Source organism: Flavobacterium sp. (assembly GCF_040402955.1).
GTDB lineage: Bacteria > Bacteroidota > Bacteroidia > Flavobacteriales > Flavobacteriaceae > Flavobacterium.
In genome coordinates, this window is sequence record NZ_JBBALQ010000003.1 from 99,365 (window position 1) to 117,038 (window position 17,674).

Genomic DNA, 17,674 nt, shown 5'->3' on the forward strand with positions numbered 1-17,674 from the left:
AAATAAAAATTGAAAATATGAGTGGAATATACCAAAATGAAGAAGAAAGAATTCAAGACAAATTAAAACAAAAAACTTGGAACGAAGTAAGAGCAAACGATTCTTGGGCTATTTTTAAAATTATGTCGGAATTTGTAAATGGATATGAAACTATGGGACGAATAGGTCCCTGTGTATCTATTTTTGGTTCTGCGAGAACAAAACCAGAAGATAAATATTATTTACTTGCCGAAAAAATCGCTTATAAAATTTCAAAAGCGGGCTACGGAGTTATTACAGGTGGTGGACCTGGAATTATGGAAGCTGGTAACAAAGGTGCACATCTTGGTGGTGGAACATCAGTGGGTTTAAATATAGAATTGCCTTTTGAACAACATTATAATCCTTACATTGACCGAGATAAAAACTTAAATTTTGATTACTTTTTCGTGAGAAAAGTAATGTTTGTAAAATATTCTCAAGGTTTTGTAGTAATGCCCGGTGGTTTTGGAACCTTAGATGAAATGTTTGAAGCCATTACTTTAATTCAAACAAAAAAAATAGCTAAATTTCCAATTATTTTAGTGGGAACTGAATTCTGGACGGGATTGATGGATTGGATTCAATCTGTAATGATAGACAAATTTAAGAATGCGTCACCTGAAGATTTAAAATTATTTAAAATAGTAGATAACGAAGATGAGGTGGTGGAAGCTTTAGATAATTTCTATAAAAAATACGAATTATCACCTAACTTCTAGCTTCGATAACCTCAGCTACAAGTTTCGAGAACTTCAGTTAAATGTTGAAGTAATATAAAAAAGTCTCATCTACAAAAGGTGAGACTTTTTTTAATTTATTTTATACGAAATACCTAAATTATAATTAAAAAACTTTCCGAAAGAGAAGGCGCTTAGAAAGTTAAATTTATTTAAGCTATAATTTACAGCAATTTCGCCAATATAATTGGTTTTTCTTTTTTCAATAGTATCCAGTAATTGGTTTATTATTTGTTGGGCTGGAATTATATCTTCAATAGCACCTTTTTCTCCACTAACTATATAATTAAACATACTACTATTGACAATAAAGCTTCCTAATATTTCAAATTTATTAATTTCTTTAGATACTGCTAATTGATAATGAAATGTATCAACAATTCCGTTTAAATTATTAATACCTAAATTTCCAAACGAAGTATTTACATCTAAAAAATCAAAACTAATGTCTTCTTTAGAATAAAATGACATGGCAGAAATATGAATATTTTTAGGTTCTAAACTCGGAAAATATTGACTGATATTGTGCTTTAAACCAACACCATACACTTGATAATAACCTCGTTTTAAATTGGTTTTAGTAGAAAAACGTCCAGTAAGCTCAGTACCACTTGGCAAAGCAATTGAAATATCTAAGTAAGGATAGTTTATAGTTTCTTGATTTACTCCTTTTGGTGTTTTTAATCGAACTTGTTGTCCGTCTAAATCACCTACTAAATAATAGGTGTCATCATTTCCAATGGCTGTTGGAACTACGGCTGTTGTTTGCGTACCTTCTAACTGTAAAAATTGAAAATCAGAATTTGCAATTGTAAAACTTCTATCCGATTTTGGAACAAAAAACATATTTCCATGAATCCCTACATTAACTTCCCAATTTTCTTTTTTCTTAGCCGAATTCATCCATGCTGATGATGCTTGATACACAGCAGCATCCGTTGCAGGAACCAAATATTGCTTGGAATACAGAAGGGCATCTTCTAAAAGATACCCTATTTGTTGAAATTGTGTGGCAGTTTGTGAAAATCCAAAATTTAAAAATCCAAAAACAAAAAGACCTGATAAAACACTAACCTTTTTCAATTAAGCATCAATTTTAGCGTAAGCAGCATTTTTCTCAATAAATTCTCTACGAGGTGGTACTTCATCACCCATTAACATAGAGAAAACTCTATCGGCTTCACCTAAATTATCAATAGTTATTTTACGAAAAGTTCTAAATTCAGGATTCATTGTAGTTTCCCATAATTGTTCTGCATTCATCTCTCCTAAACCTTTATAACGCTGAATACTTGTACTCCCGCCCATTTCCATAGAAATTCTATCTCGTTGGTCATCATTCCAAGCATATTGTTTTTTGTTTCCTTTTTTGACCTGATATAAAGGCGGGGCAGCTATGTATACGTGTCCGCCTTCAATTAATTCTTTCATATATCTAAAGAAGAACGTAAGAATTAACGTAGAAATGTGAGAACCATCAACATCAGCATCACACATAATCACTACTTTATGATAACGTAATTTTGTTATATTTAAAGCTTTACTATCTTCTTCTGTTCCAACGGTAACGCCTAAAGCAGTGAAAATATTTCTAATCTCTTCGTTTTCAAAAACCTTATGTTGCATGGCTTTTTCTACATTCAAAATCTTACCTCTTAATGGTAAAATGGCTTGGAAAAATCTATCACGACCTTGTTTTGCGGTTCCACCTGCAGAGTCTCCCTCTACTAAGTAAATCTCACATTTTTCAGGATCTTGTTCAGAACAATCTGACAATTTTCCAGGCAATCCGCCACCACCCATAACGGTTTTACGTTGCACCATTTCACGAGCTTTTTTGGCAGCGTGTCGGGCTTGAGCTGCAAGAATAACTTTTTGAACGATGATACGAGCATCATTTGGATTTTCTTCCAAATAGTTTTCAATCATATCGCCAACAGCTTGACTTACAGGTGAAACAACTTCTCTGTTTCCTAATTTGGTTTTGGTTTGTCCTTCAAATTGTGGTTCGGCAACTTTTACAGAAATAATGGCTGTTAATCCTTCACGGAAGTCGTCTCCAGAAATATCAAACTTCAATTTGTCTAACATTCCAGAAGCATCTGCATATTTCTTTAACGACCTTGTTAAACCCGTTCTGAAACCTTGCAAGTGCGTTCCTCCTTCGTGTGTGTTGATATTATTTACGTAAGAAAAAATATTTTCCGTATAACTTGTGTTGTAAATTAACGCCACTTCAACTGGAATTTCTCCTTTTTCATTATCCATAGAAATTACGTGCGCAATAATTGGCTCGCGGTTTCCATCTAAATAACGAATGTATTCTTTTAACCCTTCATCGGAATGAAAAATTTCAGAAACAAAATTTCCATCCTTATCTAACTCTCTTTTATCTGTAAAAGTGATTGTAATTCCTTTATTAAGGTAAGACAATTCTCGCATACGCGCCGATAAAGTATCGTAAGAATATTCTATTGTTTGAGTAAAAATAGATGGGTCTGGATAAAAAGTTACAATTGTACCTCTTTTTGTAGTTTCTCCAATTTGTTTAACAGGATAAAGTGCTTTTCCTTTTTCATATTCTTGTTCGTACACTTTCCCATCACTACTATGAACGGTAGCCCTTAAATGATTAGACAATGCATTTACTACAGAAACCCCAACACCGTGAAGTCCTCCAGAAACTTTATAGGAATCTTTATCGAATTTCCCTCCAGCACCAATTTTAGTCATTACAACCTCTAAAGCCGAAACGCCTTCTTTTTTGTGAATCCCAACTGGAATTCCACGTCCATTATCTTCTACCGAAATAGAACCATCTTCATTAATATCAACTCGAATCGTATCACAATGGCCGCCCATTGCCTCATCAATAGAGTTATCTACAACTTCATAAACTAAATGATGTAATCCTCTAACCCCAACATCTCCAATATACATTGATGGACGCATTCTTACATGCTCCATTCCTTCTAATGCCTGAATACTGTCGGCTGAATAACTACCTTTTTTATTTTCTTCACTCATAATAATTGTCCTTAAATAAACATTTTCATAACAAACAAATATAACGAATGGATTAAAAAAAGCCAAGATATAACAACAGCAAAACACCTTAAGTTATCAACAATTGTTAATTTCTGAAATCTTTTCTAAAAAGCGCTAAAAAGGGTCAAAAATGAAGTTTCTGAGTTTTTTTAATCTTAACAAAACAGTTAAAAATAAAAAAACGTCTTAAAACGCAAAATAAAAGGTTTTAAAAAATGTGTGTTTTTCTATAATCCACCTAAATGAGAGAGAAAAAAGTAAAAGCTTACAGAATTTCTAAAATTTTATACTTCACTTGATTTACCAAAAATTCAGTTTGTACAGGTTTATGCATCAATTGTATGCCTAAAGGAGATTGCGGAGAAATGGCAAAAACAACTCGATTATCAATTGTGATTTTAGGTAAAGCGGTACTGATAAAAACTGTCAAATGATTTGTAACAACAACACTTCCTAAAATGGCTTTATTTGAAGGTTGTTCGATATCTAATTTTGATAAAATGGCTTGTTGTTCAATTGCTTCTTTTAATTTATTGGCTATTTTTTCTTGTTCGATATGTAATTTTGAAAGCGTAGTTTCGTGCTTATCACCTGCCGAAGATTTAGCATCATTTTGCGCATCTTCAGTTAAAGAATGAATTAAATCTTGATAAATATCAATTTTATCTTGAAGTAGTATTTGATAATGAGAAAGTATTTTTTGCTTGAAGTTTGGCATTGATAAGAGTATTGGGTACGCGGATTTGACAGATTTTTATAGATTTACTTTTTTATTTTTTCTAACTTAATACGTTTTTGTTCATTATTAATAAATGTTATTGTGTCTGAAAGATAATTTTCTTTTGAAAGAATTCTAGTCAATTCTTTTTCTCCAAAACCAACTCTGGTTCAAAATCTAAAGGTAAAGTATTTCCTGCTTTTTGTTGTCCGATATCGCCACCAAAAATAATTTGATCTTTATGTGAGTTATTTCCAAAGCTATCTACAAAAAAAGTTTCGGTTTTAAAAATTACTTGTGATTGTCTTTTTTTTCGATACAAAAGATTAAAATCGGCATAAAAATTAGTTTTTTTAACACCATTAATTGACAATGATACTTTATTTGTTGAAGTAACTGTAACTTCATATAAATCCTCTTTTTTCAATACTTTAAAGTAATCATTTGGATTAACGCTAAATTTTCCTTTAAATAAAATGATTTTTTTTTCAGACCAAGAATTATCAATTATGCCCTTAAAAAAATCAACTGCTGAACCAAAATAAACATCGTTTCTGTTTTTCTTAATTTTTTCATCAATACTATTTTCTGTATATTTTGCAGTGCCTAAAAATAAACTTTTAACCACATTTGAGGATTTAATGGTTTTAAAATTAAATTTCACATAAAAATCTTTCAGATCGAAATCAATAAGATAGCCCAATAATGGATTTTCCACATTTATGGGTTCTGAGCAAGACGCAGTGAAAATAAAGGTTTTTAAATCGTAATTAAAGTCAATCGCATCTTCGTTTAGAATTTTACACGCTTTTCCATATTTTGTAAGTCCTAAAAATTGTTCTCTAAAGAGTTGTAATTTTTGTTTTCTGGTAAAGCCATCTTTAACAACTAAAACCGTTTCAATTTCATTTTGTTTTGGAACTAAAACGAAGGTGAAAAATTCTTTTTCATATGGATTTGACACATAAATATCTTCATAACCCAAATACTTAACAATTAACAAGGTGTTGTATTTGTTTTTTGAAGTAATTTCAAACAAACCCTTCGCATCCGAAACTGTTCCAATAGTAGTTCCGTCCAGATAAACAGAGGCACCTTCAATTGGTTGTTGATTAGCATCTGTAATTTTTCCTTTAATGTTTTGCGAAAAAACAAATAGCGGTAACAAAAATATGACTAAAATTTTATTCACTTATTTGTTTTTTTAATGATTTCTATTTCGAAAAGTAAGATGCTCAAAGCAAGTCAAAATTACGAAAAAATTTGTGTAAATCCATTCAATCTGTATAATCTATGTACCTGTTATTTATTAGAAATCAAATTTATAAGTAGCGCCACCTAAAATCTGCAATCCTTGTACAGGGAAATTTGCCCATCTGTTATATTGTTGATTGGCTAAATTATTTCCTTTTAAAAAGAAATTTAATCTTTTACTGAATTTATATCCTACATGGGCATTCAAATCAAAATAACTATCTAAGGTTACTTTTTGTTGATTGAAAGTTGGAATAACGATTGTTTTATCTTGACCAGTTACAAAATCCACTCTTTCTCCGACGAAGAACAACTGCATACCACCATACCATTTTTCTGTTAAATCGATACTCAGAGTTGATTCAACTTTTAATTGCGGTAAATTCCACGCTTCTTGCAAATTTGATACTTTGAAAGTATTATATGTTCCGCTTAAAGCCAATGAAGTTTTCTTTGAAAAATCGGCTTTAATTTCTCCGAAAAGACTAAATGTATTTAAATTATCGTACACTACATTAAATGAATTTCCGTAATGATAACCTTGTTTTTCCACAATTGTTGCATCATAAATATTCGAAACAAAAAACGGTTTATTTTTTTCATTATTCATTCCTCCACGAACGTTGAACGAGACAGCATTGGCTAATTTTCCCTTCATTCCAACATATACATCAAACGAATTATCCGTTGGCGATACAAATAAAGTTGGCGACACAAACGGGTTTTCATCAACCAAATCCGCGTACGAATTTTGCTGCAAATTTCCTTCTGCACCTGCGTAAGCAATCATTAAATCTCCGACTAAACGATACGAAGCTTTTATATTTGGATAAACGAAGAATTTTCCATCAGAAGCTCCATTAAATTTATTCGTAGTATAAAATAATCCTGCTCCTAAATGTAATGAAAAATCATCTTGTTGATATAAAAAACTAGGTTTTGTTCCGAAAATCATATTGCTATATTTCATTTCGGTTACGTTATTGTAATCTTTCTTAAAATTCCCTCCAACATAATCTACTACAAAAGAAGCCTGAATTTTACTATCCATAATTTCAAAATCAAAATTTGGTTTCACAAAAAATCTATTTTCAGCCGAACCAAAAGCATCCGAAAATCGTTTAAATTGTATAGAAGCTTGTTTGAAAAAACCGTCTTTTGCTGTGATTTTTCCACCTATTGCAATGGTATTAAATACTTGTTTTTCATCAATTTTATTCACTACTGAAGCATCAAAAAACGAATAATTTGGTAAACCATACCAATTAATTCCTTGATTTTTAATTCCTAAGTCGGCATTCCAACTTATTTTTTTGTTTCTGCTACCATAAGTTGCGTCCAATGCATTCGAATAAAAATTATTGTCTAAAATTACACCACCAATTCCACCTTGAGATGACAGATGCTGTAACATTCCTCCGATATAATCGGTTTTACTTATTTGATGTGTTAAAAATACTTCAGCATTTGCTGTACCATAAGTTCCCGCGCCTAAAGAAACGTAATTTGAAAATCCTTTTTCTAAAATTTCTTTATCTACGTCGGCGGCTTTTCCTTTAGAAGGAATAAATGTTGAGGCTACTGGAAATGAAAAAATTTGGAATTTTATAGGAATTTTTGGCTCTACAACTTCTTGTTCCACAGCTGGGGTTTGTTTTACTTTAAACGCATCCGAAATGGTTGGTGTATAGGGTTTTACAATATTTACCACTTCACTTCCAATGTTTTCGTCTTTCTTTTGAGAAAAACTAATTTGAATGGCAGCAATGGCGATGATACTAAAAATTAACTTTTTACTCACGCAATTTGTCTTGTTTTTTTGGTGTTCGTGAATCTTCGATTTCATATATTTTGAATTATTTCGCAAAGCTTCACAGAGATATCGCTAAGCTTCGCAAAAATTATTTTATTATTTTACTTCTATATTAATTTTAGATAATGGAAAAATTTTCAATTTACTATTAATGAAAACATTCCGCTAAACCTTTTAAACTTATAAACCTCAATAAACTCTTAAACTTACTTCGTAACTGACGAATTCGTCTTCGCTTCTGCTACTTTTATGGTTTCTAATTCTGTTTGACATTCTGAAACTACATCAGGAAATTCAGCAAAATTATCGATGATACTTTGTAAAATCTCAGTAGCCTGAAAGCTATCGTTTAATCCGTAATAGTTTTTTGCCATTAAAACCAAACTTTTTGCTCCAAAATATTTATAACCTGAATAGGTACTCGAATATTTTTCAACCGATTTATTTGATGTTTCAAATTTTTGATCTTTATTCTTAAAATAAGCGTCGTAATACAATGCTTCAGCTGCCAATTCGCCTTTTGCTATTTTTTGTAATTTAGCATAAGCATCTTTTGCTTTTGCGTCGTTATTTGTTTTTATTGCTGAACGTGCTATAATAATTTGTGCATCACTTTTAATCTTATCATCTATTTTTTGATTATTTAAAACCTTATCTGAATACAATTCAGAGTTAGTAAAATCTTGTTTTTCATAATAACACTTCATTAAGTTAGCTTGAGCAAACGTGATGTTTTGCGGATATTCTGCATCTGTTTCTAATTGTTTTAAAACTACAATCGCTGCATCACAATTTTTTTCTTTCAGATGTATTTCGGATAAGCGAACCAAAGCTTGCTCTGTAAATTCGTTTCTGGATTGTGCAATTACGTACTCGTAATGCGGAATTGCATTTTTTTCTAATGCATCCGCAAAATACAATTGAGCCAAGTAAAAATGGACTTTCAAAGCGTGTAATCCGTTTGGAAACTGTGTCAAATAACTTGTAAATCCAGATATGGCTTGTTTGGCATTATTTGTCAAATATTTTTTTTCTGCCGATTCGTACATGTCGTTATCCAATTCTGCATCGGAAACTTCCACAAAAGAAAGTGTTTTTACCCAAGCTGCATATTCAGGAATATTTCCGTTGGCTTTGTAAATATTTTTTGCCGTAGAAACTGCTTCTAATGATTCTGGCGAATTTGGAAATTCTGCAACTACTTTTTTAAACTTAGTAATTGCGGCGTCGTCTTTATCTGTATTATAAAAAATTAAGCCTTGCTTTAAAATCGATTTTGCTATATAAGCACTGTTTTTATGTTGATTAATTAAATTATCAAACGTGGCAATTGCTTTATCATTTTGCTCTTCAACTGTATAGGTATTGGCCAATTCATATAACGCATCATCCATAAATTGTGAGGTTTTGTAAGTAGAAACAAATTTGTTTAAATCTTCAATTTTCTTTTCGTTTTTATTTACAAATCCGTAACTCATTCCTTTTTGAAATGCGGCATAATCAGAATCTACACACTTTAACTCAATTGCTTTGTTATAAGCATCCATAGCTGGCCAATATTTTGAGGAAATATAATTGCAATCTGCCATTCTTAAATAAGCGTTTGTTAATCGAACTTTATCGTCTTTCCCTTTTAAAATAAAGGCATTAAAGTACGAAATGGCATTTTTATATTCTTTAATTTTAAAATAAGCGTATGCCAAATTATATTCCGCAGTTTTACTTTCTGGAGTTTCAGAAGCTGCCGCATCATTTAAAAATTGTTTATAGGTTAAAACCGCTTCTGAAAATTGGTCTAAACTATACTCACATTCTGCTTTCCAAAAAGTAGCACGAGCAGTAATTTTTGCCTCTTTATTTTCGGTTAATGATTTTTTAAATAAAATGTAAGCTTCTTGATACTTTCCATCTGTATAGACTTCTAGCCCCCTGTAAAAAGTAACTTTTTGGTATGCCAATTTATTTTCAGGCGTTTTATTTTTTTCTAATAAAATTAAAGCTTCTGTATAATTTTTAGAAGTGATGAATGAATTTATTAGTAAATTTTTTAACTCTTGATTATTAGGATTCGCCGGATATTTTTCTAAAAAAAATTTTAAAACTTCAGGAGTTGAGACGTATGGATTTCCAATTTCGTAACTCAACTTAGTATAATTTAATGCGGCATCTTCTTGAATTTTAGCATCAAAATCCATTTCCGAAGCGGTTTTAAAAGCATTTAACGCTTGTTGTTTTTTATTGGTATTCAGATAACTTTCTGCTAAATGATAATAGGCGTTTTGTGCTAAAAAATCATTGCCTTCAATAATTTTATTGAATTGTAAAATGGCGCTTTCATAATTTTTCTGTTGGTAAAAAGCATATCCTAATTGGTAAAAATCGGTGTGATTCCATTTGCCGTTTTTTCCTTTATAGGCTTGTAAATATGGAATTGCTTTATCATATTGTTTTAAATTAAAATAACTTTCTCCTATAATTTTAGACAATTCACTTTTTTCAATTGCCGATGATTTTTTCAATTGCGGTTCGCCTAAATCAATTGCTTTCTGAAAGTTTCCTAATTTAAAATTCATATCCGCTTGAAAGTACCCCATTTTTTCTTTGTACTTATCCTGATTTTCAACTTGTCCGAATAATTCGTTAGCTTCTTTATAATTATCGCCTTGATAAGCTAAATATCCTAAATAATATTTGGCCTGATTTCCATATTCTGTCGACTGAATTACTTTATTTAAATAATTTGAAGCATCTTTGTTTTTTTTAATTGAAAAATTGGCATAACCTCTTTGAAAATTAGCTTTATCTACATCGGAATCCGTTAACTCAGGTTCATAACTATTTTCATACCATTTTAATGATTGCTTATAATTTCCTTCAGTAAAATAATATTGTGCGACTTCAAAATAAGCCAAATTTCTTTTCGTACTTGTTGGATGATTTTCTATAAATGATTCCATTAAAGCATCCGCATCTTGTTGATTGGTTTTAATAGCACAATTGGCAATAAAATAATCGCAATCAGAAATAATTTCTTCAGATTGAACTACATTTTTTACTCTTTCAAATAAAATTTGAGCCGCTTGAAATTGCTTTTCTTTATACAATTGAATAGCTTTATGATATTCTGGATTTTGATTTAAATATATGGCAGATTGCTGAGCTGTACTGCTTTGCGAAATAAAAAGTAATGCTAAAAAAAGCGTTTTAATACCGTTCATAATTGAATTCATTTTAAGTTCCAAATATATCAAAAGGATATGATTATAAACGCAAATATTATCTTAAATATTGCAATCATAATAATTTAGTTGAATAATTTTGTTTAGCGATGAAATGTTTATATTTTTACAGAATAAATTATATCATTATGAGTCAAACGATTTTATCTTTAAAAAACGTTTCTATATACCAAGAAAACAATTTAATACTGTCCGATATAAATTTAGAAGTTCAAAAAGGTGAATTTTTATATTTTATTGGAAAAACGGGTTCTGGAAAAAGTAGTTTAATGAAAGTGCTTTACGCCGATTTACCATTAAAAGAAGGCGAAGGAACCATTGTTGATTATAATTTAAATACTTTAAAAGAAAAAGACATTCCGTTTTTAAGAAGAAAAATAGGAATTGTGTTTCAGGATTTCAAATTATTATCTGACCGAAGCATAAAAGAAAATTTATTGTTTGTTTTAAAAGCTACTGGCTGGAAAGACAAATCTGAAATGGATGCACAAATTAATGAAGTTTTGGAAAAGGTTGGAATGGCAAATTTTGCTTCAAAAATGCCACACCAATTATCTGGTGGCGAACAACAGCGTGTTGCCATTGCAAGAGCCTTACTAAATGATCCTGAATTAATATTAGCCGACGAACCTTCAGGGAATTTAGATCCTCAAACGAGTATAGAAATTATGGAAGTTTTAAGAAATATTAATGCCAACGGAAAAACAGTAGTAATTGCTACACACGACTATGCCTTATTATTGAAGTATCCATCAAAAACTTTAAAATTTGAAGACGGAAAAGTATATGAAGTCGTTCAAAAAGCAGTGTAACAAATTTTTAAAAATAGATACTAATAAATAAAAAAACCTAAATCTTATAAATTATGAACGAAGCTATTAAAAAAAACGGAATTAAATTTGGAGTGATTATTGGAATAATTGCAGTGTTAGCCCAAGTTTTATTGTATATTATAGGAAATGAAAGTTATAAAAGTCCGATAATTGGGGTAGTTATTTCAATAATTTATTGGATTGTTAGAATTTTTCAATCTATCGATACAAAAAAACAAATGAACGGAATAATTACTTTCAAAGAGAGTTTTACAACTCTGTTTATTTGTATTTTAATTGGTATTTCAATTTCTTCAATATTTAATTATGTCTTTTTAAATTTTATTGTTGAATCTAGTTACAAGGATGAATTTAATACTTTTTTAAATTTATCAAAGTTAGAATTATATAAAGCAATGGGGAAATCATCAAGTGAATTAAAAGAAGTTGCAACAACAGATAACTTTTCAATTGCAGAAATTGGTTTTGCATCAATATTTTCTATAATTGTTAGCTCGATCTTCAACCTTATACTAGCAGCCATTTTTAAATCAAAAACAAACCCATTAAACGAATAAATGAATATATCATTAGTAATTCCCTTATTAAACGAACAAGAATCGTTACACGAATTATCAAAATGGATTGAGAAAGTTATGACGAGTCATAACTTTTCTTATGAAGTATTGTTTATAGATGATGGTAGTACTGACGCGTCTTGGCAAACTATTTTAGACTTACAAAAAACCAATTCTAACATAAAAGGAATTAAATTTTTACGGAATTATGGTAAAAGTCAAGCCCTACATGCTGGTTTTGCAAAAGCGTTAGGTGATGTTGTTATTACTATGGATGCGGATCTACAAGATAGTCCAGATGAAATTTCAGAATTATACGATTTAGTTCAGAACCAAGGATTTGATTTAATTTCTGGTTGGAAGAAAAAACGCTACGATTCTGTAGTTTTTAAAAACATTCCCTCAAAACTATTCAATTGGGCAGCAAGAAGAATTTCGGGTGTACAACTTAACGATTTCAATTGCGGATTAAAAGCTTACAAAAATGTAGTAATTAAAAACATAGAAGTTTCTGGTGAAATGCACCGATACATTCCTGTTTTAGCCAAAAATGCTGGATTTTCAAAAATTGGAGAAAAAGTAGTTATTCATCAAGCCAGAAAATACGGAACTTCGAAATTTGGTATCGATAGATTTGTCAACGGGTTTTTAGATTTAATTACTATTTGGTTTATTTCAAAATTTGGAAAACGTCCTATGCATTTCTTTGGATTACTTGGTAGTTTGATGTTTTTCATAGGATTTGTTTTAGCAATATATTTAGGAATCGACAAGCTTTTTATTAACAAAACAGCACGTTTAATTACAAACAGACCCGAATTTTATATCGCCTTAACCACTATGATTATTGGAACACAATTATTTTTAGCCGGTTTTTTAGGCGAAATTATTTTACGCACCAAAAGCAACGAAGAACGATATAAAATTTCGGAAACATTATAATTCTATGGAATCACAAAATGTGATACCAACAATTAAAAATTACCACAGATTCACAGATTAATTAAGTAATTCAAATAAAAATCTGCGAATCTGCGGTTTTAAAAAATAATAAAGATTACAATTTGTGACCTCAAGATTAATGAATAACTCAAATATACGCCAAAATGAACAATTTAGAGATTATTACGAATAAGATTCACATTATTCGAAATCAAAAAGTGATGTTAGATTATGATTTAGCAACACTTTATGAAATTGAAACTAAAGTTTTAAAACAATCTGTTAAAAGAAACATTGAAAGATTCCCAGAAGATTTTATGTTTGAATTGACAAAAGTTGAATTTGACGACTTGAGGTCACAAATTGTGACCTCAAGTTATGGAGGAATGAGATATTTGCCTTTCGCTTTCACAGAGCAAGGAGTAGCAATGCTTTCAGGGGTTTTAAAATCAGATAAAGCAATAAAAATAAATATTGCCATTATGCGAACTTTTGTAATTTTGAGAAATTCATTACTAAATTTAGAAGAAATAACTTCAAAAGTAAAGGAAATTGAAAATCAATTTCCTGAAATTTATAAGATTTTGAATTATTTAATGGATAAACAAGAATTAAAAATTGAACAAGAAGACCGACCAAAAATTGGTTACAAAAAATAAATTACCCAAAACGTTTGTCACGCTGAAAGCGTCTAAACATAGTTTTCGAAAAATGCTTTCAGCATGACAAGTTTGGGTTTAGATTGTGAATAATAAATTAAAATATAAACAAAAATCTGCGAATCTGCGGTATTAAAAAATAAATTACCCACAACATTTGTCACGCTGAAAGCGTCTCAACGATGTTTATAAGAGATGCTTTCAGCATGAAAAGTTTGGGTTTAGATTGTGAATAATAAAATGAATTAAAATTTAAACAAAAATCTGCGAATCTGCGGTTTAAAAAAAATAAAATAATGCACATGGACCAAAACATATTAAATCAAGTAAACGAATGGCTTACGCCTACTTTCGACCAAAATACACAAACTGAAATTGAAGCATTAATGACATCCGATCCAAAAGGTTTAGAAGATGCTTTTTATAAAAATTTAGAATTTGGAACAGGTGGAATGCGCGGCGTTATGGGTGTTGGAAACAATCGTATAAACAAATATACTTTGGGGAAAAACACACAAGGCTTGTCTAATTATTTAAAAAAATGCTTTCCAAATGAAGATTTAAAAGTCGCAATAGCCTATGACTGTAGAAAAAATAGCGATACATTAGCGAAAATAGTAGCGGATATTTTTTCAGCAAATAATATAAAAGTGTATTTATTTTCTGAATTACGCCCTACTCCAGAATTATCATTTGCCTTAAAACACCTAAATTGTCACGCTGGAATTGTATTAACGGCTTCACATAATCCACCAGAATACAACGGATACAAAGTATATTGGCAAGATGGCGGACAAATTGTACCTCCGCAAGATGGCGAAATTATCGCAGAAATTGAAGCATTAAAATATAGTGATATTCTGTTTTCAGCAAATGAAAGTTTAATTGAATATATTGATGAAGCTGTTGATGAAGCCTTTATTAATTCGACCATTGAAAATGCCAGTTTTAATACCCCAAAATTAGCTAAAGAAAATTTAAATATTGTTTTTACACCGTTACACGGAACATCTGTAAAATCAATTCCTGCTGTTTTAGCAAAAGCAGGTTATACGAATGTAAACATTGTTGCAGCACAAGAAATTCCAGATGGAAACTTTCCAACTGTAAAATCGCCAAATCCAGAAGAACCAGAAGCGTTAGCTATGGCTTTAGCGTTAGCAGACGAAGTAAATGCGGATATCGTTATTGGTACGGATCCTGATTCGGATAGATTGGGCGTAGCGGTAAGAGACACAAATGGTAAAATGATGTTGTTAAACGGAAATCAAACTATGGTGGTTATGACAGCATTTTTACTTGAACAATGGAAACGTGCCGATAAAATTACTGGAACAGAATTTATTGGTTCTACAATTGTTTCTACACCAATGATGTTAGATTTAGCAAGTGCTTACGGAATTGAATGTAAAGTAGGATTAACAGGCTTTAAATGGATTGCAAAATTTATTAAAGACTTTCCAAATCAAAAATTTATTGGTGGTGGCGAAGAAAGTTTCGGATATATGGTGGGTGATGCCGTTAGAGATAAAGATGCCGTTGCAGCGAGTTTATTAGTTTGTGAAATTGCCGCACAAGCCAAAGCTTCAGGAAGTAGTTTGTTTAAAGAACTGATTAACTTATACTTAGATTTCGGTTTTTATAAAGAACATTTAATATCTTTAACCAAAAAAGGCAAAGAAGGTTTGGTAGAAATCAACCAAATGATGATAAATTTACGAGACAATCCAATGGAAACCATCAACGGACAACGCGTAGTTTGTATTGAAGATTACCAAAACACAACGGCTCGTGATTTAATAAATAATGAAACGTTTAATTTAGACATTCCAAAATCGAATGTGTTGATTTATTATTTAGAAGATGGCACCAAAATTTGCGCCAGACCAAGTGGAACCGAACCGAAAATTAAATTCTATTTTAGCGTCAACGCCATTTTAGAAGATGCTACTGATTTCCAAGAAGCCAATACATTTTTAGACAACAAAATTCAGAATATAATCACTGAAATGAAATTAAACTAATGGATCAAAATTTAAAAAAAATAATACCTTTTGCATTAAAGTATAAAAGAAATGCCATTTTAAATGTTGTATTCAACGTTTTTTATGCGTTTTTCTCATCTATGTTAATGATAACTTTAATTCCCATATTAAACGTACTATTCAAACAAACAGAAGAAGTTTTTGAAAAACCCAAGTTTACAGGAATTTTAGATATTAATAATTATGCTCAAGAATATTTAGGATTCTACATTACAAAATTAAACGACGATTATGGAGCAAAATATGCTTTAATGTTGGTAGTTGGAATAGTAATTGTAACTGCACTATTAAAGAATATTTTTAATTATTTGGCCTCTTTTCAAATTACAATTCTTAGAAATGGTGTTTTGAAAGACTTACGTGAAAAGTTATATGCTAAAATTATCCATTTACCAATATCCTTCTATTCTGACCAAAGAAAAGGGGATGTAATGACGAAAATGTTAGGCGATGTAGGTGAAGTTCAAAATTCCTTTTTCCAAATTTTAGAATTAATTGTTAGAGAACCAATGACGATTATTTTTTCAATTTTTTTGATGTTATCTATAAGTGTAAAATTAACTTTATTCGTTTTTGTATTCATTCCAATTTCAGGTTTTATTATTTCAAGAATTGGTAAAAATTTAAAAGCAAAATCAACAAGAGCTCAACAAGAACAAGGTATTTTTATTTCTACATTAGATGAAACTTTAACGGGATTAAAAGTCGTTAAAAGTTTTAATGCAGAAAACTCTTTTATACAAAAATTTAACGATTCGCTAGAAAGATTATTGAAACTATCAACCAGTATTGCCAACAAAAATAATCTTGCTTCACCAGTTAGCGAATTTTTAGGTATCGTTACAATTGCAGTTTTACTTTGGGTTGGTGGAATTATGGTTTTGGAGGAAGGAACTCTAAAGGGTCCACAATTTCTTGCATATATTGGTTTAGCTTACGCAATTCTAACTCCTGCCAAAGCAATTTCTAAAGCGTCATACCAAGTGAAAAGTGGTTTAGCTGCGGCTGAAAGAGTTTTTGAGTTGTTAGAACAAGATAATATTGTAATTAACAAACCAAATGCCTTTGTAAAACATACTTTTGAAAATAAAATTTCTGTAAAAAATATCAACTTTGCTTACCAAGATGATAATGTACTGAAAAACTTTTCATTTGAGGTAGAAAAAGGAAAAACAATTGCCTTAGTTGGTCAATCGGGTTCTGGAAAAAGTACGATTGCTAATTTATTAACCCGTTTTTACGACATACAAGATGGTTCAATTAAAGTGGATGGTGTAGAAGTTAGAGATTGGGATATGCACGCTTTACGTGGTTTAATCGGATTGGTTACTCAAGATTCGATTTTATTTAACGAGTCCATAAAAAACAACTTACTTATTGGAAAGCCAAATGCTACTGATGAAGAAATTATTGAAGCCTTAAAAATTGCTAATGCTTATGAGTTTGTAGCTGCATTACCAAATGGAATTGATACCAATATTGGTGATGCTGGTGGAAAATTATCGGGTGGACAAAAACAACGTTTATCTATTGCAAGAGCCGTGTTGAAAAATCCACCAATTATGATTTTAGATGAAGCTACTTCTGCATTAGATACTGAAAGTGAAAAATTAGTTCAAGATGCTTTAGAAAAAATGATGCAAAACCGAACATCTATTGTAATTGCACACCGTTTATCGACCATTCAAAAAGCAGACAATATAATTGTAATGCAAAAAGGTGAAATTGTAGAACAAGGTAAACACGCAGAATTAATTGCAAAAAACGGAATGTATGCTAGGTTAGTAGCCTTACAGAGTTTAGAATAA

13 protein-coding genes are annotated in these 17,674 nt (G+C 30.6%); 7 read left to right on the forward strand and 6 right to left on the reverse strand.

The features are described from left to right. Window positions 1-17 precede the first annotated feature (17 nt). Complete coding sequence (locus ABWP78_RS02750) at window positions 18-740, forward strand: LOG family protein (RefSeq protein WP_353168776.1); 723 nt, start codon at window positions 18-20, stop codon at window positions 738-740. Between the two features lie 90 nt (window positions 741-830). Here ABWP78_RS02750 and ABWP78_RS02755 read toward each other — a convergent pair whose 3' ends face one another. The 6 genes from ABWP78_RS02755 to ABWP78_RS02780 all read right to left on the reverse strand — a co-directional run bounded on the left by ABWP78_RS02755 (window position 831) and on the right by ABWP78_RS02780 (window position 10,809). Further along, the gene (locus ABWP78_RS02755; RefSeq protein WP_353168778.1) at window positions 831-1,841 is read right to left on the reverse strand and encodes a DUF6588 family protein; all 1,011 of its coding nucleotides are present in this window, start codon (window positions 1,839-1,841) and stop codon (window positions 831-833) included. Continuing rightward, window positions 1,842-3,785 (reverse strand): DNA topoisomerase (ATP-hydrolyzing) subunit B, encoded by a 1,944-nt coding sequence (gene gyrB / locus ABWP78_RS02760; RefSeq protein ID WP_353168781.1) that lies wholly within the window; start codon window positions 3,783-3,785, stop codon window positions 1,842-1,844. Between the two features lie 286 nt (window positions 3,786-4,071). Continuing rightward, on the reverse strand, window positions 4,072-4,524 hold the full coding sequence (locus ABWP78_RS02765; RefSeq protein WP_353168783.1) for a hypothetical protein: 453 nt from the start codon (window positions 4,522-4,524) through the stop codon (window positions 4,072-4,074). 139 nt (window positions 4,525-4,663) lie between these two features. Further along, window positions 4,664-5,716: a carboxypeptidase-like regulatory domain-containing protein gene (locus ABWP78_RS02770; protein WP_353168785.1), complete on the reverse strand. Its 1,053-nt coding sequence runs from the start codon at window positions 5,714-5,716 to the stop codon at window positions 4,664-4,666. A gap of 117 nt (window positions 5,717-5,833) precedes the next feature. Then, window positions 5,834-7,624, reverse strand: coding sequence for a TonB-dependent receptor (locus ABWP78_RS02775; protein WP_353168787.1), 1,791 nt, complete (start codon window positions 7,622-7,624; stop codon window positions 5,834-5,836). A gap of 173 nt (window positions 7,625-7,797) precedes the next feature. Beyond that, complete coding sequence (locus tag ABWP78_RS02780; RefSeq protein WP_353168790.1) at window positions 7,798-10,809, reverse strand: tetratricopeptide repeat protein; 3,012 nt, start codon at window positions 10,807-10,809, stop codon at window positions 7,798-7,800. Between the two features lie 149 nt (window positions 10,810-10,958). On the opposite strand from ABWP78_RS02780, the gene ABWP78_RS02785 reads away from it, so the two are divergent. The 6 genes from ABWP78_RS02785 (at window position 10,959) to ABWP78_RS02810 (ending at window position 17,674) form a co-directional block, all read left to right on the forward strand. Further along, a complete protein-coding gene (locus ABWP78_RS02785; protein WP_353168793.1) occupies window positions 10,959-11,642 on the forward strand; it encodes a cell division ATP-binding protein FtsE in 684 nt (227 codons plus the stop codon). 53 nt (window positions 11,643-11,695) lie between these two features. Further along, window positions 11,696-12,220: a DUF4199 family protein gene (locus ABWP78_RS02790; RefSeq protein WP_353168796.1), complete on the forward strand. Its 525-nt coding sequence runs from the start codon at window positions 11,696-11,698 to the stop codon at window positions 12,218-12,220. Further along, complete coding sequence (locus ABWP78_RS02795) at window positions 12,221-13,162, forward strand: glycosyltransferase family 2 protein (protein WP_353168798.1); 942 nt, start codon at window positions 12,221-12,223, stop codon at window positions 13,160-13,162. 164 nt (window positions 13,163-13,326) lie between these two features. Continuing rightward, on the forward strand, window positions 13,327-13,821 hold the full coding sequence (locus ABWP78_RS02800) for an ORF6N domain-containing protein (RefSeq protein ID WP_353168801.1): 495 nt from the start codon (window positions 13,327-13,329) through the stop codon (window positions 13,819-13,821). Between the two features lie 296 nt (window positions 13,822-14,117). Further along, entirely contained in the window at window positions 14,118-15,845 is a 1,728-nt protein-coding gene (locus ABWP78_RS02805; RefSeq protein ID WP_353168804.1) for a phospho-sugar mutase, read from the forward strand. Further along, on the forward strand, window positions 15,845-17,674 hold the full coding sequence (locus tag ABWP78_RS02810) for an ABC transporter ATP-binding protein (RefSeq protein ID WP_353168806.1): 1,830 nt from the start codon (window positions 15,845-15,847) through the stop codon (window positions 17,672-17,674). The genes ABWP78_RS02805 and ABWP78_RS02810 overlap by 1 nt, the downstream gene beginning before the upstream one ends.